Source organism: Streptomyces sp. NPDC089915, assembly GCF_040684675.1.
Lineage (GTDB): Bacteria > Actinomycetota > Actinomycetes > Streptomycetales > Streptomycetaceae > Streptomyces.
In genome coordinates, this window is the sequence record NZ_JBFBGN010000103.1 from 1 (window position 1) to 25,183 (window position 25,183).

The 25,183-nt window shown below is 75.2% G+C and carries 18 protein-coding genes and 2 pseudogenes; 16 read left to right on the top strand and 4 right to left on the bottom strand.

Going from position 1 to position 25,183, the window contains the following annotated elements; all coding sequences use genetic code 11:
- The 10 genes and pseudogenes from AB0O29_RS25585 to AB0O29_RS25630 all read left to right on the top strand — a co-directional run.
- Window positions 1–508 (top strand): annotated as a pseudogene (locus tag AB0O29_RS25585) (phosphoesterase); the annotation flags it as partial.
- A gap of 90 nt (window positions 509–598) precedes the next feature.
- Window positions 599–1,039: a hypothetical protein gene (locus AB0O29_RS25590; protein ID WP_365155358.1), complete on the top strand. Its 441-nt coding sequence runs from the start codon at window positions 599–601 to the stop codon at window positions 1,037–1,039.
- Window positions 1,040–1,393: 354 nt separating this feature from the next.
- Entirely contained in the window at window positions 1,394–2,344 is a 951-nt protein-coding gene (locus AB0O29_RS25595; RefSeq protein WP_365155361.1) for a SagB family peptide dehydrogenase, read from the top strand.
- Window positions 2,345–2,347: 3 nt separating this feature from the next.
- The gene (locus tag AB0O29_RS25600) at window positions 2,348–3,436 is read left to right on the top strand and encodes a hypothetical protein (protein WP_365155364.1); all 1,089 of its coding nucleotides are present in this window, start codon (window positions 2,348–2,350) and stop codon (window positions 3,434–3,436) included.
- Complete coding sequence (locus AB0O29_RS25605; protein WP_365155367.1) at window positions 3,433–4,797, top strand: YcaO-like family protein; 1,365 nt, start codon at window positions 3,433–3,435, stop codon at window positions 4,795–4,797. Before AB0O29_RS25600 ends, AB0O29_RS25605 begins: the two co-directional genes overlap by 4 nt.
- Complete coding sequence (locus AB0O29_RS25610; RefSeq protein ID WP_365155369.1) at window positions 4,772–5,524, top strand: CPBP family intramembrane glutamic endopeptidase; 753 nt, start codon at window positions 4,772–4,774, stop codon at window positions 5,522–5,524. Before AB0O29_RS25605 ends, AB0O29_RS25610 begins: the two co-directional genes overlap by 26 nt.
- Window positions 5,521–6,282 carry a CPBP family glutamic-type intramembrane protease gene (locus tag AB0O29_RS25615; protein WP_365155372.1) on the top strand — a complete coding sequence of 254 codons (762 nt, stop codon included), beginning with the start codon at window positions 5,521–5,523 and terminating at the stop codon, window positions 6,280–6,282. The genes AB0O29_RS25610 and AB0O29_RS25615 overlap by 4 nt, the downstream gene beginning before the upstream one ends.
- Window positions 6,279–7,313, top strand: a complete 1,035-nt coding sequence (locus AB0O29_RS25620; protein ID WP_365155375.1) for an ABC transporter ATP-binding protein — start codon at window positions 6,279–6,281, stop codon at window positions 7,311–7,313. Before AB0O29_RS25615 ends, AB0O29_RS25620 begins: the two co-directional genes overlap by 4 nt.
- A 1-nt stretch (window position 7,314) precedes the next feature.
- Window positions 7,315–8,064: an ABC transporter permease gene (locus AB0O29_RS25625; protein WP_365155377.1), complete on the top strand. Its 750-nt coding sequence runs from the start codon at window positions 7,315–7,317 to the stop codon at window positions 8,062–8,064.
- A gap of 2 nt (window positions 8,065–8,066) precedes the next feature.
- The gene (locus tag AB0O29_RS25630) at window positions 8,067–8,861 is read left to right on the top strand and encodes a class I SAM-dependent methyltransferase (protein ID WP_365155380.1); all 795 of its coding nucleotides are present in this window, start codon (window positions 8,067–8,069) and stop codon (window positions 8,859–8,861) included.
- Between the two features lie 68 nt (window positions 8,862–8,929).
- Here the strand turns inward: AB0O29_RS25630 and AB0O29_RS25635 are convergent, their stop codons facing one another.
- Window positions 8,930–9,094, bottom strand: coding sequence for a hypothetical protein (locus tag AB0O29_RS25635; protein WP_365155382.1), 165 nt, complete (start codon window positions 9,092–9,094; stop codon window positions 8,930–8,932).
- 154 nt (window positions 9,095–9,248) lie between these two features.
- Between AB0O29_RS25635 and AB0O29_RS25640 the strand changes: the two genes are divergently transcribed.
- On the top strand, window positions 9,249–10,865 hold the full coding sequence (locus AB0O29_RS25640) for a metallophosphoesterase family protein (RefSeq protein ID WP_365155385.1): 1,617 nt from the start codon (window positions 9,249–9,251) through the stop codon (window positions 10,863–10,865).
- 48 nt (window positions 10,866–10,913) lie between these two features.
- On the opposite strand, the gene AB0O29_RS25645 is transcribed toward AB0O29_RS25640, so the two are convergent.
- Complete coding sequence (locus AB0O29_RS25645) at window positions 10,914–13,304, bottom strand: molybdopterin cofactor-binding domain-containing protein (protein ID WP_365155388.1); 2,391 nt, start codon at window positions 13,302–13,304, stop codon at window positions 10,914–10,916.
- A 314-nt stretch (window positions 13,305–13,618) separates the two neighbouring features.
- Between AB0O29_RS25645 and AB0O29_RS25650 the strand changes: the two genes are divergently transcribed.
- Window positions 13,619–15,331 carry a PucR family transcriptional regulator gene (locus AB0O29_RS25650; RefSeq protein ID WP_365155391.1) on the top strand — a complete coding sequence of 571 codons (1,713 nt, stop codon included), beginning with the start codon at window positions 13,619–13,621 and terminating at the stop codon, window positions 15,329–15,331.
- A gap of 16 nt (window positions 15,332–15,347) precedes the next feature.
- Here AB0O29_RS25650 and AB0O29_RS25655 read toward each other — a convergent pair whose 3' ends face one another.
- Complete coding sequence (locus AB0O29_RS25655) at window positions 15,348–16,574, bottom strand: saccharopine dehydrogenase C-terminal domain-containing protein (protein WP_365155394.1); 1,227 nt, start codon at window positions 16,572–16,574, stop codon at window positions 15,348–15,350.
- A gap of 124 nt (window positions 16,575–16,698) precedes the next feature.
- Here AB0O29_RS25655 and AB0O29_RS25660 point away from each other — a divergent pair, with 124 nt between their 5' ends.
- Together AB0O29_RS25660 and AB0O29_RS25665 are read left to right on the top strand one after the other, a co-directional pair.
- On the top strand, window positions 16,699–17,409 hold the full coding sequence (locus tag AB0O29_RS25660) for a TetR/AcrR family transcriptional regulator (RefSeq protein WP_365155397.1): 711 nt from the start codon (window positions 16,699–16,701) through the stop codon (window positions 17,407–17,409).
- Between the two features lie 162 nt (window positions 17,410–17,571).
- The gene (locus AB0O29_RS25665; RefSeq protein ID WP_365155399.1) at window positions 17,572–19,194 is read left to right on the top strand and encodes an APC family permease; all 1,623 of its coding nucleotides are present in this window, start codon (window positions 17,572–17,574) and stop codon (window positions 19,192–19,194) included.
- A gap of 12 nt (window positions 19,195–19,206) precedes the next feature.
- On the opposite strand, the gene AB0O29_RS25670 is transcribed toward AB0O29_RS25665, so the two are convergent.
- Window positions 19,207–19,956 carry an ABC transporter ATP-binding protein gene (locus AB0O29_RS25670; protein WP_365155402.1) on the bottom strand — a complete coding sequence of 250 codons (750 nt, stop codon included), beginning with the start codon at window positions 19,954–19,956 and terminating at the stop codon, window positions 19,207–19,209.
- A gap of 198 nt (window positions 19,957–20,154) precedes the next feature.
- Between AB0O29_RS25670 and AB0O29_RS25675 the strand changes: the two genes are divergently transcribed.
- Both AB0O29_RS25675 and AB0O29_RS25680 read left to right on the top strand, forming a co-directional pair.
- The gene (locus AB0O29_RS25675) at window positions 20,155–23,427 is read left to right on the top strand and encodes an FtsX-like permease family protein (protein WP_365155405.1); all 3,273 of its coding nucleotides are present in this window, start codon (window positions 20,155–20,157) and stop codon (window positions 23,425–23,427) included.
- A pseudogene (locus AB0O29_RS25680) lies at window positions 23,424–25,183 on the top strand (hypothetical protein); the annotation flags it as partial. The gene AB0O29_RS25675 and the pseudogene AB0O29_RS25680, both read left to right, overlap by 4 nt.

Below are 25,183 nucleotides of genomic sequence, written 5' to 3' on the forward strand. Positions count from 1 at the left end.
GGCCCTGGCCTCCTGGGACGCCACGCTCTCGGGCGCGGGCGGCGACCGCCGGCTGCCGGCCCTCGCGCACAGCGACTACCACCGCGACCCGGACCGCGTCGGCGGACCCCAGACCGTCGTCCTGGCGGACGACCTGTCCCGCGAGGCGATCCTGGCGGGCCTGCGCGCCGGGCGCGCCTACGCCGCCGAATCCTCCGCCGTCTCGGTGGACTTCACCGCCGTCTCCCCGCGAGGGGCCCACGCGGGCATCGGGGAGGCCCTGGAACCGGACGACCCCGGGACGGAGGTCCTCGTACGGCTCTCGGTGACCGGCGCGGAGGGCTGCGAGCTGCGCCTGGTCACGGACCAGGGCCTGGCCCTCACCGTGCCCGCCGCGGCCTCCCTGGAATGGCGCACCACATCCGCCCGCACCGCCTACGTCCGCGCGGAGGTCCGCCACCCGCCCCAGGCCCCGCCCCTCCCCGGCCCCCCGGCCGCCCTCACCAACCCGATCCGGCTGCGCGCCTGAGCCCGCCGGCGGGCGGAGCCGTCGTGCTCACGTGCCGCTTAGGGGCGGCGGGGGACAGTGGGGCCGTCACACCGTGAGGGGGGAGTGCCGATGTCCATCGGGGTACGGGTCCGCGCCGGGCGCGAACGGGCCGCGCCGCCGCGGCGTTCCGTCACCCGGCTGCGCCTCACCTGCCAGTTCGGCGGGGTGTTCATGCTGGCGGGGACGGTGCTGTTCGCCGTCGGGTTCCTCCTCGCCCAGCAGGCCGTGAGCAGGGGGAACGCCCCGGTCCTCGAAGTGGGTTCGACGAATCCGGTGGTACTGGCCCCCGCCGGCTGCCCGGGGCCGGCGGGCGGCGGGCCGCCGGGCCCGTGTCCGGCGCCCGGCCGACGGCTGCCCGGCGATCCGCTCACCTCCTCCGCCCCGCTCGTCCTGGCCGCTCTCGTACCCCTGTCCGCCGGCGCCGGCTACGTGACGGCCGGGTATGCGCTGTCACCGCTGCGACGCATCGCCCTCGGTGCGCGGAGGGCAGCGGCCGGCGAGTCGGAATGATTACTCAACTACGTTTGAAATAAAGGGAGTTGAGCCCTCGCGCGACTGCTTCTCGGCGCCTCCGGCGGCTGCTACGCTCCAGGCGCCCGGCGGGTCCGGGACCTGTTCTTCGCGTCCTCGATGGGAGGTGAGGGAAACAATGTTGAGCTTCTCCAGCCAGGTCGGCAGTACCGCCACCGGCGGTGCGTTCGTTCAGGTGGCGCCGGGAGCCAGCACCACCTGTGGCGGCGGGAACTGCTGCTGCAGTTCGTGCTGCAGCTGGTAGCCGCCCGAGGTCGGGCGGGGTCATCGGCCCCGCTCGACGTGCACATCCGCAAGGCCCCGTCGTACGCACCCGTCGAAGGAAAGGCCGAGATGTCACTGAAGGACTCGCAGGAAGCCGTCTCCGAACACCTGGACCGCAACAGCCACATGGCGACGGTCGCGGCCTTCGGCCAGCAGCACACCTCCGTGTCGATGTACAGCGCGACGACGGTGGTGCGGGCACCGGAGTCGGTGGTGCGGGGCCGATGGAGTCCGGCGGTGCACGGCCTCGTGGGCGAGGAGTTACTCCTCAACCACCGGCGCGGTGGACGCGATCTCGGGATGCAGCTGGGGGTGTCGAGGTTCTACGGGCACGACGCCGTCCTCTCCACCGCGCACGGCGACCTCCAGGAGCGGTCGGACGGGGCCGTCGCCCTGCCCCCGCGCCGGCGGCTGCGCAGCGGCCTGACGGACACCGTCGCCACCCGGCGCAGCGGCCGCGGCTTCTCGGGGAAGCCGGTGTCGCTGGACGAGCTGGCCACCGTGCTGTGGCACGCCCAGGGGGTGTCGGGCAGCCTGCCGGTTCCGACGGCCCAGGACGGCGACGCCGCCGTGGCCCTGCGCAACGCGCCCTCGGGCGGCGGTCTGTACCCGCTCCGGCTGGCGGTGATCGCCCAGCACGTGAAGGGCCTGGCCCCGGGGGCGTACGCGTACCAGCCGCACGGCCACACCCTCTTCCCGTACCGTCCGGCGCCCGACGCGGCCGAGCTCGGCCGGTACCTGCAGACGGCGGACGTGGAGGCGGACCGGGTGGCCCTGGCCCTGGTGTACGTCTACGACCTCTACTCCAACTCGCAGAAGTACGGCGACAGCGGGCTGGTGTTCGCGCTGATCGAGGCCGGCGGGATCTCGCAGAACGTGCACCTGGCCCGGACCTCGCTGGGGCTGATCGGCTGCGACCAGGGCGGCTACGACAAACAGGCGCTGGAACGGGCCCTCGACTGCGACGGCACCTCCCGCCACGTGGTCCACCTGACGCTCCTCGGACACGGGGAGGCCTGAGCCATGACCCCCACGCCCTCCGACTCCAGAGTCGTCCTGGCGACCTCCGTCCGGCTCCTCGCCGTCGAGCCGGGGGTCATCCGGCTGCGCTGGGGCATCTGGAACTTCACCGAGGTCAACGTCGACCTGCGGGCCGAGTCCCCCGCCGTCCTCGCCGCGATGACCGCCCTGTTCGAGACGCTGGCGGCCGGCAAGCCCGCCGACGGGACCTTCCCGGACGCCCCCGGCCTCACCCCGGTCGAGCGGGCCAACCTCCAGCTCGCCGTCACCGAGCTGCGGCAGGCCGGGTTCCTCGCGTACGACCTCCCGTCCGAGCGCGGCGGGGACATGGCCCGGGCGCTGCTCGGCAATCTGGACCTGTACGGCGCCGCCGAGTCGGCCGGCGCGACGGTCGGGTTCGCCTCGGACTCGCCCAGCGCCGCCGCCTACCTGGCCGGCCAGGCCGAGGCGCTGGGCCTGCCGCTGGAGCCGCTGCCGGCGGACTTCCTGGACGCGCTGCGCGGCGCCGACCTGACCTCCGGCACGGGCGGCCTGGCCGCCGCCGACGCGCTGAAGCGGCTGAGCGGCGTCGTCGAGCACTGCGACTCGCTGGTGGTCCACCTCGGTCAGGCCTCGATCCTGGCGCTGCGCGGACTCAACCGCCTCGCCTGCCACCTGGAGAAGCCGGTGGTCGTCGGTCTGGTCGACGGCCCGTTCGCGACGGTCGTGGGCGCGGACAGCCCGCGCACCGGCTGCCTGGAGTGCTTCGAACAGCGCTCGCTGGCCCGGCTGGAGGACCACATCGGCTACCACGGCATGGTGGCCGCCACGGCGCCGGGCGGCACGGGCCGGGCCAGCGGCGTGGAGTCGCTCATCTGCGCGCACCTGGTGAACGAGGCCGTGCTGCTGCGCTCGCTCGGCACCTCCCGGTTCCTGGGCCGGGCGCTGAGCATCTACCTGCCGACGTACGAGATCCAGGCGCAGGACGTGCTGCGCATCGGGACCTGTCCGGCCTGCGGCCACGTCGCCCGGGACGTCGTACGGGAGATCAACTTCAACAGCCGGGTGATCGTCGACCGGCACGTGCGCGAGGCGCTCGGAGGGGGCCGATGAGCGGCATCCCGCTCCTGGGCCACCCCGGGATGGGCGCGGCGCTCGCCCGGTACGGGCGGATCGGCGGCAACCAGGGCGGGATCCTGCCCGGCATGCTGGTGTCGGTCGCCGCGGTGGAGGGCGAGCCGTACCTGCGCTCGGCCACGGCGGCGATGCCCCAGTACCACCGGCTGGCGATGGACGACCCGCACATGCAGATGCAGTACCACCTGGCCGGCTACGGCTCGACGCACGAGGAGGCGGTGACCCGGCTCACCGGCGAGGCCGTCGAGCGCTACGCGGCGATCATGGCGATGCCGCTGTTCGCGGACCGGATCGAGTACGCCTCCTACCGTTCGCTGTCCTCCCGGCACCGGTGCCTGCCGCCGGAACTGCTGGGCGTCTTCGAGCCGGAGCAGCAGCGGCAGCTCGCCCGGATGATGCACCGGTACGCGCCCGAGCCGCCGACCGGCGACGACGTGATCGCCTGGATCGCCTGCCCGTCCCTCACCCGGCCCGGGGAGGAGGTGTACCTTCCGGCGCAGCTGGTCTTCCTCGGCTTCCGCAGCGATCCGGGCGCGGCCGACAAGCTGTTCACCCCGTCCTTCTCCACCGGGACCGCGGCCCACGTGTCGCTGGACAAGGCGCTGCTCGGGGCGCTCGTCGAAGCCGTGCAGATCGACGCCTTCGTCCTCAACTGGTACACCGGAGCCAAGGCGCCGCTGATCGACCTGGACGAGGACGGACGCGAGCTGCTCGCGGCCGCCGGGCTCCCCCCGGACGGGCCGTACGAGGTGCGGGCGAGCCTGCTGACCAGGCCGGAGCTGCCGCTGCCCAACATCGGGGTGACCCTGGTGCGCCGGGACGGCAGGCTGCCCTACATCGCCTTCGGGCTCCAGGCCGACCCGGACCCGCGGCGGGCGCTGCTGCGCGGCGCGGCCGAGGCCACCGCGATCCTCGGGATCGGCATGTTCAGCACGGTCTTCGACCTGCCCAACGTGCACTTCGCGCAGACGGGTTCCGCGTACACCGACCTGGACACGAACGTGCTGTGGTTCGCCGCCCCGGGGGACGCGGAGCGCAAGCTCGGGGCCGTGGAGAGCCGCGTGGAGGGCCGGACCGGTTTCGCCGGACTGCCGGTCTACGCCGACGACGACACGGCGGCGATCCGCCGGCTGCTGGCCGACCTCGCCGGCGTCAGCGAGTTCGCGGGCTACCTGGACTTCACGCCGCCGGAGCTGGCGGACACCCCGTGGCGGGTCGTCCGGGCGATCGTCCCGGAACTGCTCAGCATGTGCCTGCCCGGGTTCCCCGCGAAGGGCCACCCCCGGATGCGAGAGCACGGGGGCGTGACCCATGTGGTCCCACACCCGCTCCCTTGAACTGCTGGTGCTGGCGGCCACCGTCGCGCCCGCCGAACTGATCCGGGTCGTCACGGCGTTCGGCCCGGCGGCGAAGGCGGTGGCGGACCGGGGCCGGGCCGCCCGGCTCGGTCTGCTGGGCGCCCCCGCCGCCTACCTGGTGGTGACGGCAGCGGCCCTCGCGGTCGCGGCCGAGGGCGGCTTCGTCCCGGACACGCTGACGGGTCGGCTGCCCGCCGCGCTCTGGCTGCCGGCCGCCGCCGTGGCCGGCGCGGCGCTGGTCGGCGCGGAGTTCGCGGTCGGCGCGGCGCCCCGGCTGCTCGCCGGGACCGGGCTGCCCCGGCTCGCGGTGCACCGCGACGGCGCTCCGGTGGGCGGCGGGTACGCGGCGGCCGTCCTGGTCACCGGGGCCGCCGAGGAACTGCTGTACCGGGGCCTGTGGATCGGGGTCCTGCGCGAGGGGCTGCACCTGCCGGCCGGGGCGGCGGTCGCGGCGGCCGCCGTGGCGTACGCGCTGGGACACCTGTTCTTCGGCGGGCTCGCGGTGGCGCAGAAGACGCTGTCCGGGGCGGTCTTCGGGCTCCTCATGGTGGCGTCGGGCAGCCTGGCGGTCCCGCTCACGGCGCACCTCGCCCAGAACGCGGCGGTCTACGCCCTGGCCGTCCGGCAGGAGCGCGGCGCCCGGCGGGAGAGCGCCGCCCGGCGGGGGACCGCCCGCCCGGCCCCCGGACGGGAGGCGGCCGGATGAGCGTGCCCGCCTTCACCGCGCTCACCACCGCCGTGGTCGCCGCCTGGCTGGCCCTGTACCGGCTGCCGTTCAACGATCCGGCCCGCCGTCGGCGCACCGCCCTGTGGCTCGCCGGCCGGACGGGGCTGCGCCCGGAGGCGGCCTTCGCCGTGTTCGGCACCCTCGTGTACCTGCTGCTGGGCGCCCTGGCCCTGGCGGTGCTGCTGGGGTCCACGCCGCTCACGTTCCACCGGCTCTTCCACCTCCCCGCCCCCGGGGCGGCCGCCGCCCTGGCGCTGGCGGTCCTCGGCACCTCCAGCGCCACCGTCCTGTGCGTGTCCCTGCTCTACCGGGCCGACCCGCGCGCGGACGTCCCCGGCGAGATCGCCCGCATCCAGTGGATAGCCTCGATCCTCGCCCTGCCCCGGCACTTCCGGTGGATCGTCCCGGCGGCCGCGGCGCTGTTCGAGGAGGTGCTCTTCCGGGGCGCGGTCCTGCTGGGACTCGGGACGCTGGGCGGCGGACCGGCCTACGCCCTGGCGTTCAGCACCTGCCTGTTCGCGGCCGGGCAGGTCGCCCTGGTCTCCACCCGCACGCAGGCGTACGTCCTGGGCACCTCCAGCCTCGTCCTGGGCGCGGTCGGCGGACTGCTGACCACCGCCACCGGCGGCGTGCTGCCCGCCCTCGTGCTGCACATGTCGTTCGCCGGCTTCTACACCCACCTCAGCGCCTCCCCGGCCCCGGGAGCGCGCACGGCCCCCGGGAGGCCCAGCCTGTGACCACCGACCAGCCGTCCGCCGGCCAGCCGTCCGCCGACGAGCCGTCCGCCGGCCCGCCGGTGTCCGCACCCCGGCCGGATCCCGGCCCGGAGCGGGACGCCGTCGTCCACGCCGACCGTCTGACCGTCGCCTACGGCGCCTTCACCGCCGTCCGCGAGGTCTCGTTCCGGATCCACCCCGGGGAGGTGTTCGGGCTCATCGGGCCGAACGGGGCCGGCAAGACCTCGGTCGCCGAGGCCGTCGGCGGCCTGCGGCCCGTCCGCGCCGGCACCGTCACCGTCTGCGGCCGCGACCCCCGCCGCGACCGCGGCGCGGTCACCCGGCTGCTCGGCATGCAGCTCCAGGAGTCCCAGTTCCCCAGCCGGGCCCGGGTCGGCGAGCTCTGCGACCTCTACGAGGCGATCTACCGGGCGCCCGGCTCGGCGGCCGCGCTGCTGGAGGCCTTCGGCCTCGCCGACCGGCGCCGCAGCATGATCGCCGCCCTCTCCGGCGGCATGCGCCAGCGGCTGGCCCTGGCCCTCGCCCAGATCGGCGACGCCCGCCTGGTCGTCCTCGACGAGCTCACCACCGGCCTCGACCCGCACCAGCGCCGGGAGACCTGGCGCTCGGTCCTCCAACTCGCCGCCCGGGGCGTGGCGGTGCTGCTCACCTCGCACGCGATGGACGAGGTCGAGGCGCTCTGCGGCCGGGTGGGCGTGCTGCGGTCCGGGGAACTCGTCGCGCTCGACTCCCCGGCGCGGCTGACCGAGGCGCACGCCGGCCCCTCCACCTTCACCGTCGACCTCGGCGCCCCGGGCGGCGGCCGGCCCGCCGGGATCGAGGAGCGGCTCGACGGCCTCGGACTGACCCGGCTGCCCGGCACGCCCGGCCGGCCGGAGTTCACCGGGAGCTACCCCGCCGACTACGACCGCCTCGTACGCCTGCTGGCGCAGGCCGGGCTCCCGCCGTCGGCGGTCGGCCTCCGCACCCCGAACTTCGAGGACGCCTATCTGCGGCTGGTCGGCGCCGCCACCGTGAAGGAAGGGGCCTGAGATGCGGACGCTGTGGCCGATCGTACGGTTCGAGTGGCGGCGGATGCGGCGGAACTTCGCCCCCGTCTTCTTCGCCCTCGCCTTTCCGGTGCTGATGCTCTGCATGTTCGGCGGGATCTACGGAAACGAGCCGGCCCCGGAGTTCGGCGGGCGGGGCACGGTGGACATGTCGGTGCCCGCCTACCTGGTCCTGGTGGTCGCCGTCACCGGGCTGATGAGCTTTCCGCTCGGCCTCGCCGAGTACCGCGACCGCAAGGTCCTCAAGCGCTTCCGCGCGACACCGGTCGACGCGTCGGCCTTCCTCATCGCGCAGGGGCTGGTCAACCTCGCGCTGAGCCTGCTCGGCGCCCTGCTCCTGGTGGCCGCCGGGTACCTGTTCTTCGGCCTCCACCTGCCGGCCTCGCCCGCGGCGGCCGCCGCGACGGCCGGGGCCCTGCTCCTGTGCGCCCTCTCCATGTACGCGCTCGGGGGAGTGGTGGCCGCCGTCGCGCGCTCCGAGCGGGCGGCGGTGGCCATCGCCAACCTGGTCTACTTCCCCATGATCTTCCTCTCGGGGGCCACCATCCCCCTGCAGATCTTCCCGGACACCATGAAGACCATCAGCGCCGCGCTGCCCGCCACCTACGCGGTCGAGCTGCTCCAGCACGCCTGGCTGGACGGCCCCGCCGACGTCGCCCTCGACCTCGGCGTCCTCGCCGGCGTGGTCGTCCTGGGCACGGCGGCCGCCGCACGGCTGTTCCGGTGGGAGTAGCGGTGCCGGACGGCGGGCAGGTGCCCGCCACCGCCTACCTCACCGCCCTCGCCCGGGCCCGCGCCACGGCCGGGCCGGACGGCGCGCCGCTCGACCCGTACGCCGACCGCTTCGCCCGCCACTGCCCTGACTCCGTCCTGCGCGCCACCCGGCACACGGCGGGGACCTCCGTCGTCATCGCCCGCACCCTGGTGATCGACCGCCTGCTGTCCGGGCTGCTCGCGGCCGGCCCCTGGGAGGTCTGCGTCAACCTGGGCGCCGGGTTCGACGCCCGCACCCACCGGCTGGACTGGCCCGGCCCCGTCCGGGTGGTCGAGATCGACGGCGCGCCCGTCCTCGACCTCAAGGACCGCCTGCTGCCCGCCGCGTCGGCGCCCGTCCCGGTGGAACGGCTGCGCTGCGACCTCCGCGACCCGGCCGCCCTCGCCGGGCTGCTGCGGCCGCGCACGGCGGGCCGCAGGACCCTCCTCCTGGCCGAGGGGCTGCTCACCTACCTCACCCCGGACCGGGTCCGGGCCCTGGCGGCCGTGCTGGGCGAGACGGCCGGCCCCGGCGGCGCGTGGATCTGCGACGTGCTCTCCCCGGCCTCCGCCCGCACCCTCACCGCCGCCGCCCGCGCGGCCCGCACGGCCCTGACCCTGCACGGCCTCCCCGACCTCACCGCCTTCGAGTCCGCCGGCTGGCGCTGCGAACGCCTGGAACCCCTCCCCACGGCCCGCCCACCCCTCCGGGCCACCGGCACGGCCCGCGAACTCCCGGACGGCGTACTCCAGTTGACACGCCCCGACGAAGCCTGACCACACCGGTCCACCACGTCACCGACGGCACCCGGCCCTCCGGAAGGCGGCCGGCCGGAAGAGACGGCCTAGCCGGGATAGCCGCTGGCGAGTCCCACGAGTATGAGGACGAGGCCGGCCGAGCACACGGCGCGTTGGCCGCGGGACCAGTTCGCCCACCCGCGCTCCCCCTTGCTCCCCGCGATGAGCAGCACGCAGCCGCTCAGGAACACCCACAGTCCCCACCAGGTCATCCGCCCATCGGACGCGGCGGGAGGGGTGCGCGTCAATACGCGCGGCGGACGGGTGCCGGAAAATTTTCGTTCAAGGCCGGATCCGGCGGGCGTTGCGGCGGTGGATCGCGCCTAGGGTGCACACGATCGTCTTCCACCAACGTACGGGGGTTCCATGTCCATTCCGCGCAGGGCGTTACTGGCCGGCTCGACCGCCGGCGCGGCCGCCGTCGTCGCCGGGGGTGCGGGAAGCGCCGCGGCGGCCGGGCCGCCGGGGGCCGCCGCATCGCCGCTGCTCCAGAGAACGCCCAGCCGTATCGGGGTGCCGGGGGTGGCCGGGCTGCACCTGCAGTTCGGGTCCGATCCCGCCACCGAGATGACCGTCTCCTGGATCAGCCCCCAGTCCGTGCGCCGTCCGCGCGTCCGCCTCGGCTCACCGGACGGGGGCGCCGGGCACGCCGTCGACGCCGAGACCCGTACCTACCGCGACGGGCTCTCCCAGCGCGAGGTGTACGTCCACCACGCCCGCCTCACCGGGCTGCGGCCGGACACCACCTACCTGTACTCCGCCGGGCACGACGGCGCCGCGCAGGAGACCGGATCGTTCACCACGGCACCGCGCGGGCGGACCGCATTCACCTTCACCAGCTTCGGCGACCAGGGCACGCCCAATCTGCGCCGCACCCTCAAGTGGCCCACCAAGGACACCCCGCCGCCGCTCGGCCCCTTCCCGCTGTACACCAGCACCCAGGGCGGCACCGAGGCCTCCTCCGACATCGTGGCCGCCGTGGAACGGGTCGGCCCGCTGTTCAACCTGGTCAACGGGGACCTGTGCTACGCGGGCGTGGCCGGAGCCATCGGTGAGGACCGGGTGGCGACCTGGGCCGACTGGTTCATCGGCAACAGCCGCTCCGCCCGGCTGCGCCCCTGGATGCCCTGCGTGGGCAACGGCGAGACCGAGAAGGGCAACGGCCCCCTGGGACTCACCGGCTACCAGACCTACTTCGCGCTGCCGGGCGCGACGACCGCGGGCGAGCCCGAGACCCGGGGCCTCTGGTACGCCTTCACCGTCGGCTCGGTCCGGTTCATCAGCCTGGCCAACGACGACGTGGCCATCGTGGACACCGGCGACATCTATCTGCGCGGATACTCCGGCGGCGCGCAACGGCGCTGGCTGGAGCGGGAGTTGCAGGCGGCCCGGGCCACCCGGGACATCGACTGGATCGTCGTCTTCATGCACCACCCGATGATCTCCAGCCACCGCGACGGCGGCGCGGACCTCGGAGTCCGCCAGGAGTGGGGCCCGCTCTTCGACGCGTACGGGGTGGACCTGGTGCTGTGCGGCCACGAGCACTACTACGAGCGCTCGCTCCCCGTCCGCGGCGTCCTGCCGGGCGACGCCCGCACCCCCGTCCCGGTCTCCACCGCGACCGACACCGCCGACACCGGCAAGGGCACCGTGCACATGATCATCGGGGGCGGGGGCAACTTCGCCACCACCCAGGACGACCTCTTCGAGGAACCGAAGGGCAGGGTCGTGGTCGAGGTGGGCAAGGAGCCCGAGGGCCGCCACCGCAAGCCGGTCTACCTCACCGAGGACGCCCCCTGGCGGGGCGTCCAGGACCGGCTCCACGGCCACGGCTTCGCCGCCTTCGACGTCGACCCGGGCACCCGGGGCGGCGGCCGCACCCGGATGCACGTCACGTACTACACCTTCGACGGTCCGTACGGGGAGCTGACCCCGGTGGACACCTTCACCCTGGACCGGCCCCGGTCCGACGCCCGGCACTGAGCCGGCGGTGGCGGCGCGCGGCGTCCCGGCGGCGCGCGCCGCCACCGGTCAGAGCCCGGTGAGGTGCTCGGGGCGGATCGGGGTCCTGTTCAGCTCCAGCCCCGTCGCGTTCCTGATCGCCGCGAGGACGGCCGGCGTGGAGGACAGGGTCGGGGCCTCGCCGATGCCGCGCACCCCGTACGGGGCGTTGGGGTCGGCCAGTTCGAGGTAGTCCACCGGGATGACCGGGGTGTCGAGGATGGTCGGGATCAGGTAGTCCGTGAAGGAGGGGTTGCGCACCTTCGCGGTCTTCGGGTCCACGATGATCTCCTCCATGACCGCCACCCCGAGGCCCTGGGTGGTGCCGCCCTGGATCTGGCCGACGACCGACAGCGGGTTGAGGGCCTTGCCGACGTCCTGCGCGCAGGCCAGCTCGACGACCTTGACCAGGCCGAGTTCGGTGTCGACCTCCACCACCGCGCGGTGCGCGGCGAAGGAGTACTGGACGTGCCCCTTGCCCTGCCCGGTCACCCGGTCGAAGGCCTCGGTGGGGAAGTGCCGCCACTCCTCCTCGACCTCCACGGCCTCCTCCTCCAGCACGTCCACGAGGGAGGCGAGGACCTCGCCGCCGGCGGTGACCACCTTGCCGCCCTCCAGCAGGAGCCCGGGCGACGCCCATCCCGGGTGCGCGGCGCCGAACTTGCGCCGGCCGATCTCCAGCACCTTCGCGCGGACGTGCTCGCAGGAGTTCTTGACGGAACCGCCCGTCATGTACGTCTGCCGGGCGGCGGAGGTGGAGCCGGCCGATCCGACCCGGGTGTCCGCCGGGTGGATGGTGACCCGCTGGACGCCGAGCTCGGTCCGGGCGATCTGGGCGTGGATGGTGATCCCGCCCTGGCCGACCTCGGCCGCCGCCGTGTGGACCAGCGCGACGGCCTCGCCGCCCACGACCTCCAGGCGCACGCGGGCGGTGGAGTAGTCGTCGAAGCCCTCGGAGAAGCCGACGTTCTTGACGCCGACCGCGTAGCCGACGCCGCGGACGATGCCCTCGCCGTGCGTGGTGTTCGACAGGCCGCCCGGCAGGGCCCGGAGGTCGGCCTCGCCGTCGGAGGTCTCCCACTGCCGTTCGGGCGGCAGGGGGCGGTCCTTGACCATGCGCAGCAGCTCGGCCACCGGGGCGGGGGAGTCCACCCGCTGGCCGGTGGGCATGACCGTGCCCTGCTCCATGGCGTTGAGCCGGCGGAACTCGACCGGGTCCATGCCCAGCTTCGCCGCGAGCTTGTCCATCTGGGCCTCGTACGCGAAGCAGGCCTGGACGGCGCCGAACCCGCGCATCGCCCCGCAGGGCGGGTTGTTGGTGTAGAGGCCGACCGCGACGATGTCCACGTCGTCGATGACGTACGGGCCCGCCGACAGCGAGGCCGCGTTGCCGACGACCGAGGCCGTGGACGAGGCGTAGGCGCCGCCGTCGAGGACGATCCGGCACTTCATGTGCGTGATCTTGCCGTCCTTGGTGGCGCCGTGCTCGTAGGAGAGCTTCGCCGGGTGGCGGTGCACGTGGCCGAAGAAGGACTCGAACCGGTTGTAGACCATCTTCACCGGCTTGCCGGTGCGCAGCGCCAGTACGGAGGCCAGGATCTGCATGGAGATGTCCTCGCGCCCGCCGAAGGCGCCGCCGACGCCGGCCATCGTCATCCGGACCTTCTCCTCGGGCAGCCCGAGGACCGGGGCGATCTGCCTGAGGTCCGAGTGCAGCCACTGGGTGGCCACGTACAGGTCGATCCCGCCGTCCTCGGCCGGCACGGCGAGGCCGGACTCCGGGCCGAGGAAGGCCTGGTCCTGCATGCCGAAGGTGTACTCGCCCTCGACGATCACGTCGGCCCGCCCGCGGGCCGCCTCCACGTCGCCGCGGACGATCGGCTGGTGGTGCACGACGTTCTGGTGCGGGACGTACGCGCTGTGGTGGTCGTCGCGGCCCTCGTGGACCAGCGGCGCGCCGGCGGCGAGGGCGGAGGCCTCGTCCGTGACGAGCGGGAGTTCCCGGTACTCGATCCTGATCTTCGCGGCGGCCCGGCGGGCGGACTCCGGGTGGTCGGCCGCCACGAGGGCGACCGGCTCGCCGTGGTGACGGACCTTCCGGTGGGCCAGGACCGGGGTGTCGCGGAACTCCATGCCGTAGTACTTCACCTCGGCCGGCAGGTCGTCGTACGTCATCACCGCGTGGACGCCGGGCACGGTGAGGGCCTCGGAGGTGTCGACGGAGAGGATCTCGGCGTGGGCGACGGTGCTGCGCAGGATCTGGCCCCACAGCATGTCCTCGTGCCACAGGTCGGAGGAGTACGCGAACTCGCCGGTGACCTTGAGGGTGCCGTCCGGGCGGAGCGTGGACTCGCCGATGCCGCCCCGGGTCCGGGAGCCCTGGGTGACCTCGGCGGGGATGCCGTTGGTGGTTTCAGCCATGATCAGACCGTCTCTTCCTGAGGTGCCCGGCGCGCCGCGGCCAGGGGGCCGCGTCCGGGATCTTCCTGGTGCCGTGCGGCGGCAGGGCCCGACGGTGCCGCGACCCCCGTGCGCGGCACACCGTCCGGCGGACCTTCCCCGGCCCGGCCGCACGTCCTGAAGTAGACCGCGCGGCCCGCGGACCGGGCAGTCACCGATCGCTCGAAACCGGCTCTCCCGCCGGCTGTGGAAGACCGTGTGTTCCCACCGCCGCACCGCCTTGAGCTGCGACGACGTCTGTTCGGCGAGGTGTGCGGTGTGAGAGGCTCGCGATCATGCGGCTACGTGAACTCCTCGACGTCGACGAGCTGGGGCTGGTGCTCCTCGTGGGACGGGAGGGCGGGGACGGCGTACTCGACCGGCCCGTACGCGCCGTACCCGTCATCGACCTCGCCGACCCCGGACGGTTCCTGCGGGGCGGCGAACTCGTCCTCACCGGGCTGGCCTGGTGGCGCCGGGACGGGGACGCCGAGTCCTTCGTGCGCGTCCTCGACCGGGCCGGTGTCGCGGCCCTGGCCGCCGGCGAGGTGGAACACGGGCGGGTGCCGCACGACCTGGTGTCCGCCTGCCGGCGCCACGGCCTGCCGCTCCTCGCCGTGCGGCCGGAGACCTCCTTCGCGGCCATCACGGAACACGTCCTCGGCCGGCTCCACCGGCAGGACCTCGGCACCCTCACCGCCGTGGTCGAGCGCCACCGGCGACTCCTGGCCGACCGCGGCGCCCCCGCCTCCGTACTGGAGCTGCTGCGCCACGACCTCGGCCACGACGTGCGCGTCCTGTCCCCGGCGGGCCGTCAGATCGCCGGGGCCCGGCCGCCCCTGCGGGCCGCGACCGCGAGGGCGCTGGCGGCGCGGTACCTCGCCGCCCGCCGCTCGGGCGGGGCCGCACCCCACCGGGTCACGGTCGGCGACCGGCTCTACTCGCTCCTGCCGGTACCGGGTGCCGCCTCCGCCGTCTCCGCCTCCGCCGCCCCGCCGGACGGGGCCGAGCCCGCCGCGGAACTGGCCGACTGGCTGGTCGCCGTGGAGGCCGACACCTCGGCCTGGCCCGCGCACGAGGCACGGCTCCTGGACCGGGTCGTGGAGATGCTGGCCGACGCGCGCTCCGCGCACGAGCACGGCAAGGCCGCGCTGCACGACCTGGCCGGCCGGGCCCTCGGCCTGATGCGCAGCCGCATCCCGGCCGAGGAGATACCCGTCCGGCTCAGCGCCACCGCGCAGGCCGTCGTCAGCGGGGTCGGGACCTGGAAGCGCTGCCAGTTCGTGGTTGCCGGCGGCGAGTGGGACGGCGACGACTGGGGCGGCGGCCGCCACGGGAGCGGCCGCCGCCCCGTCCCCGCCGTCGCCCTGCGCGCGCTCCTGGAGGAGGCCCTGATCCAGCCCGCCGGCCCGGTCCCGGTGACCTCGCAGGACATCGCGGGCACCGTCGACGGCGACCACACCGTGCTGCTGGTCCTCGTCCCCGAGCCCTCGCCGGAGCATCCCGGACCGGCCCTCGACGCCGCCGCCCTCGGGCAGCGGCTCGCCGCGGTGCTCGGGCGCTGGCTGGGCCCGGGGGAGAGCGTCTCCGTCGGCATCAGCGCCCCCGTCGACGAACCGGGCAACGCCCGCCGGGCGCTGGAACAGGCCCGCCACGCGCTGCGGATCGCCCACGAGGCCCCGGAACGGGTCACCGTGCGCGGCGCGGACGACCTCACCGCCCACATCCTGACGCTGCTGCCGCTCATCCCGGCCGAGGCCCGCCGGGCATTCGCCGCCCGCCTGCTCGGCCCCCTGCGCGAGCACGACCGCCGCCACCGGACCGAACTGCTGGCCACCCTGGAGGCGTTCCTCGACTGCGACGCGTCCTGGACGGCCTGCGCCGCCCGGCTGCGCCTGCACGTGAACTCGCTGCGCCACCGCGTCGCCCGCATCGAGCGGCTCACCGGCCGCGACCTGGCCACCCTGGAGGCCCGCCTGGACTTCCTCGCGGCCCTGAAGGCCGGCTGACCGGGCCGTGAGGGCGTCAGCCCTGCTCGCGGACGCCCCACGGGGAGCCGTACGCCGTCAGCAGGTCCAGGAACGGACGCGGCGCGAAGGCCTCCGGGCCGAGCACCCCGGACTGCGCCCACACCCCGCCGGCCATGAGTTCGAGCGCCACCACCGGGTTGACGGCGGTCTGCCACACGACGGCCTGGGAGCCGTACTCGTCCATCGACCACCGGTTGTCCACCACGTGGTACAGGTACACCTCGCGCGGCAGCCCGTCCTTGGTGCCCTTCACCCAGGTGCCCGCGCAGGTCTTGCCGGACATGCGCTCGCCGAGCGTCGCCGGGTCGGGCAGGCAGGCGGCCACCACGTCGCGCGGGGAGACCCGTACCGGGGCGCCGTCCGCGCCGCGGACCGTGACCGGCCCGGTCGAGTCCAGCCCCAGCGCGTGCAGGGTCTTGAGCTTGCCGATGAAGTCCTCGCCCAGCCCGTACTTGAAGGTGACGCGCCGCGCCTCCACCCAGCGCGGGACCAGCAGCACCTCCTCGTGCTCGACGTTGACGCACTCGACCGGGCCGATGCCCTCCGGGAAGTCGAACACCTCCGGCTCGCTGAAGGGCTCGGTGGTGAACCAGCCGCGGTCGCGTTCGTAAACCACCGGCGGGTTCAGGCACTCTTCGATCGTCGTCCAGATGTTGAACGACGGGGCGAAGTCGTAGCCCTCGACCGTCAGGTTCGCCCCGTCGCGGATGCCGATCTCCTCGATCTCGTCGAACAGCTCGTCCGCCGCGTACCGCGCGAACACGTCCGACAGGCCGGGCTCCACGCCCATGCCCACCAGCGCCAGCCGGCCCGACTTCTCCCAGGCCTCCGCCCGCTCGAACTGTTCGTCGCCCAGCTTGACCCCGCACTCGGCGTACGGCAGGGCGGGGTGCGGCCGGGACAGCGACATCGCCATGTCCACGTAGTGGCTGCCGGCGGCGAGGGCCGCCTCGAACAGTGGCATCACGAAGCGGGGGTCGGTGGCGTTCAGCAGGACGTCGCACCGCTCCCCGGCGAGGAGGGCGGTCACCGCGGCCTCGTCGGAGGCGTCGATCCGGCGGGCCGTGAACCGGCCCGCGGGGTCGTCGAGCGCGGCGACGGCCGCCTCGGCGCGGGCGAGGTCGTAGTCGGCGACCACGAAGTGGTCGAAGAAGTCCCGGCGGGCGGCGATCCGGGTGATCGCGGTACCGACGCCCCCGGCGCCCACGAGCAGAACACGCATGACGAAACCCTCTCTCGGCGGGGTCCACGGATCTCCGTGCCCCATGGGAGGGATGAAAGCCGGGCCCGCAAGATAAGGTCAATGGTGTTGGCATAAGGATCGACGTACGGTCGGAGGGTTCCCGATGGCGAAGCAAGTGGTCCCCGAGGACGCCCGCAGGCGACGGCGCCCCACCCGGCAGGGCGTCGTCCTGTCCGAACGGCTGATCGTCGACACCGCCCTGCGCATGCTGCGCGAACACGGCAGCGCGGGCCTCTCCGCCCGCCGGCTCGGCGCCGCCCTCGGCGCGGACCCCAGCACCCTCTACCGGTACTTCGACGGGATGGACGGGCTGACCCTCGCCATCGGCGAGGAACTGATCGGACGGGCCCTCGACGGCTGGTCGGCCTCCGGGGCGTGGCGCTCCGACCTGCGCGAACTCGGGCTGCGCATCCACGGCGCCTACCTCGCCCACCCGCAGGCCGCGCTGCTGACCGCGAGCCGCGTCACCGGCCGCCCCCGTGAGATCGCCGCCGACGAGGCCGTCCTCGGCATCCTGCGCACCGCCGGCTTCCCGGACCCGGAGGCGGTCCTGATCTACCACGCCTTCATCGACCAGAGCCTGGCCTTCGCCGCCCTCGACGCCGGCGCCCTCGCGCTGAGCGAGGCCTCCCGGATCTCCGACGAGCAGCAGTGGGAGTCCACCTACGCCCGGCTGCCCGCCGACGAGTACCCGCACATCGCGGCCACCCGGCGGCTGCTCGCCGCCCGGATGAACCACAGCGCCTACCCGGTCGCCCTGGACATGCTCCTGACGAGCGCCGAAGCCCGGCTCCAGGCCCTGCGCGCCCGCTGAACCCGGCCGCCCGTCCCGCCCGGCCCGCTCGCCCGGGAGGCTTATGCCAACACCATTGACCCCCGAGCGGCCGCGCGGGTTTCCTCGTCGCAGTTCACGCCCTGTTCACACCGCGCCCGGCAGTGGCGCAGCCCGCACACGCACTCAGCACAGCGAGGGACGATGGCCGCAGACACCCCGCCGGAGACGGCCGCCCGAACCGCCACCGCCACGACCGCCAGGACCGCCACCACCGTGGCACCCGGTACGGCGGACGGGGCGGACCGGAGCACCGCACCGCCGGAGGCCGCCCGGGCCGGCGCGCTCAAGGCGGACGCGATCGGCTTCCTCGACGCCCTGGCCATCGGCCTCAACGCCACCTCGCCCGCCTACTCGCTGGCCGCCGTCATCGGCCCGCTGGTCGCCCTGGTCGGGGTCTACGCGCCCGGTGTCCTGCTCGCCTCCTTCGTCCCGATGCTGCTGATCGCCTCGGCCTTCCACTTCCTCAACCGGTCCGACCCGGACTGCGGCACGACCTTCTCCTGGGCCACCCGCGCCCTGGGCCCCACCACCGGCTGGCTCGGCGGCTGGGCCATCGCGATGACCGGGGTGCTCGTCGTCGGCTCGCTCGCGGACGTGGCCGTGGGCTTCGGGCTGCTCGCCGTCGGCGCCGACGGGCTCGCCGGGAACGCGCTGGTCCGCGAGGTGCTGACGGTCCTGCTGATCCTGGTCATGTCCTGGCTCTGCGTCCGGGGCACCGAGGCCTCGGCCCGGTTCCAGAACCTGCTGGTCCTGCTCCAGGTCGTCTGCCTCGTCGTGTTCGCGGGCGTCGCCGTGTACCGCGTCTACGCGGGCACCGGCAGCCTGGACGCCGTCCACCCCGCCGCCGGCTGGCTCAACCCCTTCGGTGCGGGCGGCTCCGCCCTCACCGGCGGGCTGCTGCTCGGCGTGTTCGCGTACTGGGGCTGGGAATCCGCGCTCAACCTGACCGAGGAGACCAAGGACTCGGCCAACGCGCCCGGACGGGCGGGCATCTGGTCGACGGTCGTGCTGCTCGCCACCTACCTGTCCGTGGCCTTCGCCGTCGTCGCCTACGCCGGCACGGCCTACCTGGCGGGACGGGCCGACACCGAGGAGGACGTCTTCGCCGCCCTCGCCCACGAGGTGCTCGGCGGCTGGGACTGGATCCTGCTCCTCGCCGTCAGCACCTCGGCCCTCGCCTCGACGCAGACGACCATCATCCCGGCCTCCCGCACGGCCCTGTCCATGGCCCGCCGCCACGCCCTGCCGGCCCGCTTCGCCCACATCGACGCCCGCCGGGGCACGCCCGGCACCAGCACCTGGTGGGTCGCCGGCACCGCGACCGTCTGGTACGTCGTCATCCACCGGATCAGCGAGAACGCCCTCGCCGACTCCCTGACCGCGCTCTCGTTGCTGATCGCCTTCTACTACGCCCTCACCGGGATCGCCTGCGCCGTCTGGTACCGCAAGCGGCTGATGCGGGGCCTGCGCCCCTTCCTGCTGCTCGGCGCGGGGCCGCTGCTCGGCTCGGCGCTGCTGGTCTGGCTGCTCGTGGAGTCCGTCGCCGACATGGCCGACCCGCGCAACTCGGCCACCTCGACCGCCTGGTTCGGGCTGGGCGCACCGTTGGTCATCGCCCTCTTCCTGGCCGGCGCCGGAGTGGTGCTCATGCTGCTGCGCCGGGCGTCCTCGGCGGCCTTCTGGCGGGAACGGACGGGCACGCACCGGGAGTCCGAGTCCGAGACCGAGTCGGCGGCCGGGGCCGGCGCGCGGGGCGCGGTCTAGGAGGTCGGGGGGTCAGGAGGCCGCGCCGGCCGCGCCGGGTTCGACGACGCGGCCGTCGCGCAGTTCCACGACGCGGTCGGCGAGTTCGATCAGGTTGGGGTCGTGGGTGGCGACGAGGATCGTGACGTCCTTGCTGCGGACCACCGCCCGCAGCAGCTCCATGATCGACCGGCCGGTCTCCAGGTCCAGCTGGCCCGTGGGCTCGTCCGCGATGATCAGGTCGGGGTCGTTGGCCAGGGCGCGGGCCACCGCGACGCGCTGCTGCTGGCCGCCGGAGAGCTCGCCGGGGCGCTGCTCGGCGTGGTCCGCGAGGCCGACCAGGGCGAGCAGGGTCCGGGCGCGCTCCTCACGCTCCCTCGCGGGCATGCGGCGCAGCCGCATCGGCACGCCGACGTTCTCGGCGGCGGTGAGGACGGGGATCAGGCCGAAGGACTGGAAGACGAAGCCGATGCGGTCGCGCCGCAGGGCGAGCAGGTCCGCCTCGCCGAGGGAGGCCAGATCGGTGCCGTCGAGGGTGATCCGGCCGCCGGTCGGGGTGTCGAGGCCGCCGACGAGGTTCAGCAGGGTGGTCTTGCCGGAGCCCGACCGGCCCCGGAGGGCGGTGAGTTCGCCCCGGCGGATCTCGAAGGACACCCCGCGCAGGGCGTGGACGGCCTGCGGTCCGCTGCCGAAGCTGTGGTGGACGTCGTCCACCACCGCGACCGGCGTGCCGGCGGTCCGCCGCGCCGGTGCGTCCGTCGGTGCCGGCTGGTTCTGGGTCATGAGAAGTGCTCCCCCGTGGAGTTGTGTGCGCGGCGTCCCGGGCCCCGCCTCCCGTGCGTACGGCGCCGCTGTCGCTTTGTGCTCACATTTGCGCACCTGTCACTCTCATCACGCAAGTCCCTTCCTCTCCGCGTCCGAATCTGACAGCATCGTCCGCTATCCGGTACCGAAAGTCCGGATGGGGGAGGAACGGAACACGTGCTCGGCTTCGTCGTGCGCCGGTTGCGCGGGCGATGGCCGCTCGCGGTCGCCGCACTGCTCACCGTATTGATCACCGCGACGGCTCTGACCGCGCTCACGGCCTTCACCCGTGGGGTCGGGGACGAGGGGCTGCGCCGCGCCCTGACCGGACCCGAACGGGCCGGGACCACCGTCGTGGTCACCAGCGGCCGCGCCGCCTCCTCCCGCGCCCAGGACGACGCCGCCGTACGGGCCTACGCGGACCGGGTCTTCGGACGGTTCCCGGTCACCCCGCAGAGCGTGGCGCTCAGCCGCTCCTACGGGCTGCCCGGCCCCGCCGCCTCCGGCCGCGACGCCGACCTCACCCTGCTCGCCGCCCTCGGCCGGGACCGGGTCCGGCTGCTCGCCGGCCAGTGGCCGCAGCCGGTCACCGCCGCCGTCGGCTCCGGAGCCCCGCCCCAGGCCGCCGTCCCGCGCACGGCCCTCGCCCGCCTCGGCCTGACCGACGCCGCGCTGCCCGCGCAGGTCCGCCTGGACGACCGGTTCGGCGGGCCCCCGCTGACGGTCCTGGTCACCGGCGTGTACCGGGCCGCCGATCCGGACGACGGGTACTGGCGGCTCGACCCCCTCGGCGGCCGCGAGATCCACGTCGCGAGCTTCACCACCTACGGACCGCTCCTGGTCGACGACACCGTCTTCACCGCGGGCGGCATCCTCCAGAACTACCGCGGCACCCTCCTGACCCCGGACCTGGGCACGATCGGCACCGCCGAGGCCCGGGCCGTGCGGGCCGCGGCCGGCCCCGCCGGAACCGAGCTGAAGCGCACCGCCTCGCTCCAGGTGGCCACCGAACTCCCCGAACTCCTCGCCCGGCTGGACTCCGGACTCCTCGTGGCCCGCTCCACCCTCCTGGTGGGCGCGCTCCAGCTCGCCGTCCTCTCGGCCGCCACCCTCCTCCTCGTCTCCCACCTGATGACGGTCCGCCAGGAACCGGAACGCGTCCTGCTCACCGCCCGCGGCGCCTCCCGCCGCCGCCTCGGCGTGCTGAGCGCGGCCGAAGCCCTGCTGCTCGCCCTCCCGGCCGCCGTCCTGGCACCGCTGCTCGCACCACCCCTGCTGCGCCTCTTCGGCCGCTTCGGACCGATCGGCCGGGTCCACCTGGAGATACCCGGCACCTGGCTGGTCTGGCCGGTCGCGGCCGGCTGCGCCCTGGCCTGCGTCCTGCTCACCACCCTGCCCTCCGCCCTGCGCGGCGCCTCGGCCGCCGTACTGCGCCGGGCCGGCGGCCGGCAGGCCCTGGTCACGGGCGCCGCCCGCTCCGGACTGGACCTGGCCGCGGTGGCCCTCGCCCTCCTCTGCTACCGGCAGCTCTCGCAGTACGGGGGCACCGGCGACGGCGCCCCGGACACCGGCCCCGCCGACGGCGGGCTCGGCGTGGACCCGGTCCTGGTCGCCGCCCCGGTGCTCGCCCTGTGCGCGGGCACCCTGCTGGTCCTGCGGCTGCTGCCCTTCGCCACCCGGGCCGGGGGACGGCTGGCCGCGCGCGGCCGCAGCCTTGCCCCGGCCCTGCTCGGCTGGCAGTTCGCCCGGCGTCCCGGCCGGGCCACCGGACCCGTGCTGCTGCTGGTCCTCGCCGTCTCCAGCGGGGTCCTGGCCCTCGGCCAGCACGCCGCCTGGACCGCCTCCCAGCGCGACCAGGCGGACTTCGCGACCGCCGGCGGACTGCGCATCTCCGGCAGCGGCATGTCCCCCATGGGACAGGGCGGCCGCTACGGGGCCCTCCCGGGCGCCGACCGGCTGATCCCCGTGGTCCGCCGGGACGAGCCGCTGCCCGGCGGGGGCACCGCCGAACTCCTCGCGCTGGACTCCGTCAAGACCGGGGAAAGCGTCCCCCTGCGCGAGGACCTGCGCGGCGGCCGCGACCTCCGGAAGCTCTTCGCCCCGCTCGCCGGCCCGGCCGCGGCCCCCGGCGTCCCCCTGCCCGGCTCCCCCCGCCGCGTCGACCTCGACGTGACCGTACGCTCCACCGGTATGAGCTGGGCCGCGGTGAGCCTGCTCCTGCGCGACCGGTACGGGGCCACCCACACGACACCGCAGGCCACCCTGCCCGCCGGGGGCGAGGCCACCCTCCGCTTCCCGCTGGACGCCCTGACCGACGCCCCCATCGGCTCCGCAGCGACCCCGCTCACCCTGGCCGGAGTCCACCTCACGTACGCCGGGGACGGCGGCCCCGCCGGAGACGGCGCCGAGCTGACCCTTCGCCGGATCGCCGTCTCCGACACCCCCGACGGCGGGGCAGCGGCCGTCTCCGCACCGGCCGCGTCCGGCCCCGCCGGAGCCTGGCAGCTGGTGCCCCCGCAGGGTTTCCGCTCCGGCGGAGTCCCCGTCCTGTCACCCGTCGCCGCAGGCTCCGGCGAGGTGCTGAGGCTGCGCTACTGGGGCGGGTTCGGCACCGACAAGGGCGTCCACGCCCTGCTGTTCCCCGCCCCCGCCGGCCCGCCCCCCACCCCGGTCCCGGCCGTCGCCACCACCGGCTACCTGAGCTCCGTCGGCGCCGCCACGGGCGACACCGTCCACCTCACCCTCGACGGGGTGACCGTCCCGCTGCGGATCACCGCCGCCGTGGACGCCCTCCCCACGGCCGGCCGGACGGCGCTCGCCGTCGACCTGCGCACCCTCGGCCGGTTCCTGCTGGAGACCGCCGGACAGCAGCCGCCCGAACCCACCGAATGGTGGCTGCCCGCCGCCTCCGCGGCCGACCCGGTCCCCGCCCGCGCCGCCGAGGCGCTCCGCCAAGGGGTGCGCACCGAACGCGTCCAGCTCAGCGGCGAGATCACCGCCGGCCTGCTCGACGACCCGCTGAGCGCGGGCCCGCAGAGCGCGCTGGCCGCCCTCGCCGCCGCCTGCGCGGTCCTCGCCGCCATCGGCTTCGCCGCCGCCACCGCCGCCGAACGGCGCGTGCGCGGACGGGAGTTCTCGGTGCTGCTCGCCCTCGGCGCCCCGCGCCGGTCGCTGGCCCGGGCCGCCGCCGCCGAAGGGGGCGTGCTGATCCTCCTCGGCACCGCGGTCGGGACCGGACTGGGCGTCGCCCTCGTCCACCTGATGGCGCCCCTGGTCGTCCTGACACCCGCCGCGCAGCGGCCGTTCCCGCCCGTACGGGTGGACATGCCGTTCTGGCAGACCCTGCTGACGGCCGCCGCCATCGCGGCCGTACCCCTGCTCGCGGCCGCCTTCAGCGGCCCCCGGGGCCGCGACATCGCCGCCCGGCTGCGCCCCGTGGAGGAGATGTGACCACCCTGCCGCCGTCCACGACCCCGCGGCCCTCCGCCACCCCGGAGCCGGACCCGGCCGCCGCCCGGCCCGCGCCGTGGGTCGCCACCCGGCTGCGGGCCGCCAGGCTGGGCACCCTGCTCGGCGCCGTGCTGGCCTTCGTCGCCGTCCTGCTGGCCGCCGCCCTGCCCAGGGCCCAGGACCGGGGCGCCGACCAGGCACTGCGGTCCTTCCTCCAGCGCGGCGGCCCCGGCTACACCAGCCTGACGGCGACCGCGCCGCCCCCCGCACAGGACCAGGGCACCGACCTCCTCGACACCACGCGGCGCACCCTGCTCGCGCACACCGGAGGCAGCTTCGAGGTCGACCCGGACGCCGTGGTGTACGGCACCTGGACCGTCAAGGGCAGGGGACTGCTGAACCCCGGACTCGACGCCCCGTCCGGCCTGCCGCCCGTGATGCGCCTGCTGTACGTCCACGACGCCCCGGCACACGTCCGGCTGGTCGAGGGGAACTGGCCCGCCGACGCGCCCCCGGCCCCCGCCGCCGGCCAGGACGGGCCTCCCCTGAAGATCGCGCTCTCCCAGCGCGCCGCCCGGACCATCGGAGCCCGCGTCGGATCGGTCCTGACGACCTCGCCCGCGCCCGGCGACGGACCCCGCGCGGAGGTCGTCGGCCTCTACACGGTCGCGGACGAGGCCGACGACTTCTGGGTGGACCTGGGCTGCCTCGCCTTCGCCTGCGAGTACCACCAGGGGGAGAACTCCTACTGGGCCGCCGACGCCCTCGTCGGCGCCGCCGACCTGCCCCGCCTGGACGGCTGGAGCTCCACCGCCGAGGACTTCTGGCGGCTCCCGGTGGACACCGGCCGGCTGCGGGCCGACCGGCTCTCCGCCACCGAACGGGACATCGCCTCGTACGTCACCGGGCCCGTCGCCGCCGAACTGGTCTCGCAGACCGGGCGGGAGATGCTCCGGACCAACTCGCGGCTGCCCGAGCTGTTCACCCAGGCCCGCGCCCGCGCCCAGGCCGCCGCTCCGCTCGCCGCCATCGGACCCGCCGGGGTCGCCGGGGTCGCCCTCGTCGTCCTGTGCCTGGCCGGCGCGCTCGCCGCGTCCCGCCGGGAGGCCGAGCTGAGGCTGCTGCTCGCCCGGGGCGGCTCACGCGCCGGGATCGTCGGCCGGCTCCTGGGCGAGGGCGCCGTCACGGTCCTCCCGGCGGCCGCGGCGGCCACCACGCTCGCCGTCCTGCTGCTGCCCACGCCCCGGCTCGCGGCCTCGCTGATCTCCGCCGCCGCGGTCGCCCTGCTCACGCTGCTGGCCTTCCCGGTCCGCGCGGCCGTCCTGCTGTCCCCGCCGCGCCCCGTCTCGCGGTGGCGCCGGCCCGTCGCGGAACTGCTCGTCCTCGCGGCGACGGGCGCCGCCGTGCTGGAGGTCCGCCGCCGGGGCGTCGCCCCCGCCGGCAGCGGCGTGGACCCGCTGCTGATCGCCGCCCCGCTGCTGCTCGCGCTGTGCGGGGGACTGCTGCTGGCCCGGATCCTGCCCCTCGTGACCGGAGGACTCGCCCGCGCGGCCGGCCGCAGCCGCGGACTGGTCGGCTTCCTCGGCCTCGCCCGCGCCGCCCGGGGTGCGGGCGGCCGGGGCGACGGCACGGCCGGCCGGAACCGGACGGGCCCCTCCGTCCTGCCGCTCATCGCGCTGCTCCTGGCCGTCACCACCGGCGGGTTCGGGGCCTCGGTCCTGGAATCCGTGGACGCGGCCCGCCTGGCCGGGGCCCA

Bases quoted from the DNA above. Each gene is read 5' to 3' on its own strand.
- AB0O29_RS25590 (WP_365155358.1), top strand. From the start codon at position 599: ATGTCCATCGGGGTACGGGTCCGCGCCGGGCGCGAACGGGCCGCGCCG.
- AB0O29_RS25595 (WP_365155361.1), top strand. From the start codon at position 1,394: ATGTCACTGAAGGACTCGCAGGAAGCCGTCTCCGAACACCTGGACCGC.
- AB0O29_RS25600 (WP_365155364.1), top strand. From the start codon at position 2,348: ATGACCCCCACGCCCTCCGACTCCAGAGTCGTCCTGGCGACCTCCGTC.
- AB0O29_RS25605 (WP_365155367.1), top strand. From the start codon at position 3,433: ATGAGCGGCATCCCGCTCCTGGGCCACCCCGGGATGGGCGCGGCGCTC.
- AB0O29_RS25610 (WP_365155369.1), top strand. From the start codon at position 4,772: ATGTGGTCCCACACCCGCTCCCTTGAACTGCTGGTGCTGGCGGCCACC.
- AB0O29_RS25615 (WP_365155372.1), top strand. From the start codon at position 5,521: ATGAGCGTGCCCGCCTTCACCGCGCTCACCACCGCCGTGGTCGCCGCC.
- AB0O29_RS25625 (WP_365155377.1), top strand. From the start codon at position 7,315: ATGCGGACGCTGTGGCCGATCGTACGGTTCGAGTGGCGGCGGATGCGG.
- AB0O29_RS25635 (WP_365155382.1), bottom strand. From the start codon at position 9,094: ATGACCTGGTGGGGACTGTGGGTGTTCCTGAGCGGCTGCGTGCTGCTC.
- AB0O29_RS25640 (WP_365155385.1), top strand. From the start codon at position 9,249: ATGTCCATTCCGCGCAGGGCGTTACTGGCCGGCTCGACCGCCGGCGCG.
- AB0O29_RS25645 (WP_365155388.1), bottom strand. From the start codon at position 13,304: ATGGCTGAAACCACCAACGGCATCCCCGCCGAGGTCACCCAGGGCTCC.
- AB0O29_RS25650 (WP_365155391.1), top strand. From the start codon at position 13,619: ATGCGGCTACGTGAACTCCTCGACGTCGACGAGCTGGGGCTGGTGCTC.
- AB0O29_RS25655 (WP_365155394.1), bottom strand. From the start codon at position 16,574: ATGCGTGTTCTGCTCGTGGGCGCCGGGGGCGTCGGTACCGCGATCACC.
- AB0O29_RS25660 (WP_365155397.1), top strand. From the start codon at position 16,699: ATGGCGAAGCAAGTGGTCCCCGAGGACGCCCGCAGGCGACGGCGCCCC.
- AB0O29_RS25665 (WP_365155399.1), top strand. From the start codon at position 17,572: ATGGCCGCAGACACCCCGCCGGAGACGGCCGCCCGAACCGCCACCGCC.
- AB0O29_RS25670 (WP_365155402.1), bottom strand. From the start codon at position 19,956: ATGACCCAGAACCAGCCGGCACCGACGGACGCACCGGCGCGGCGGACC.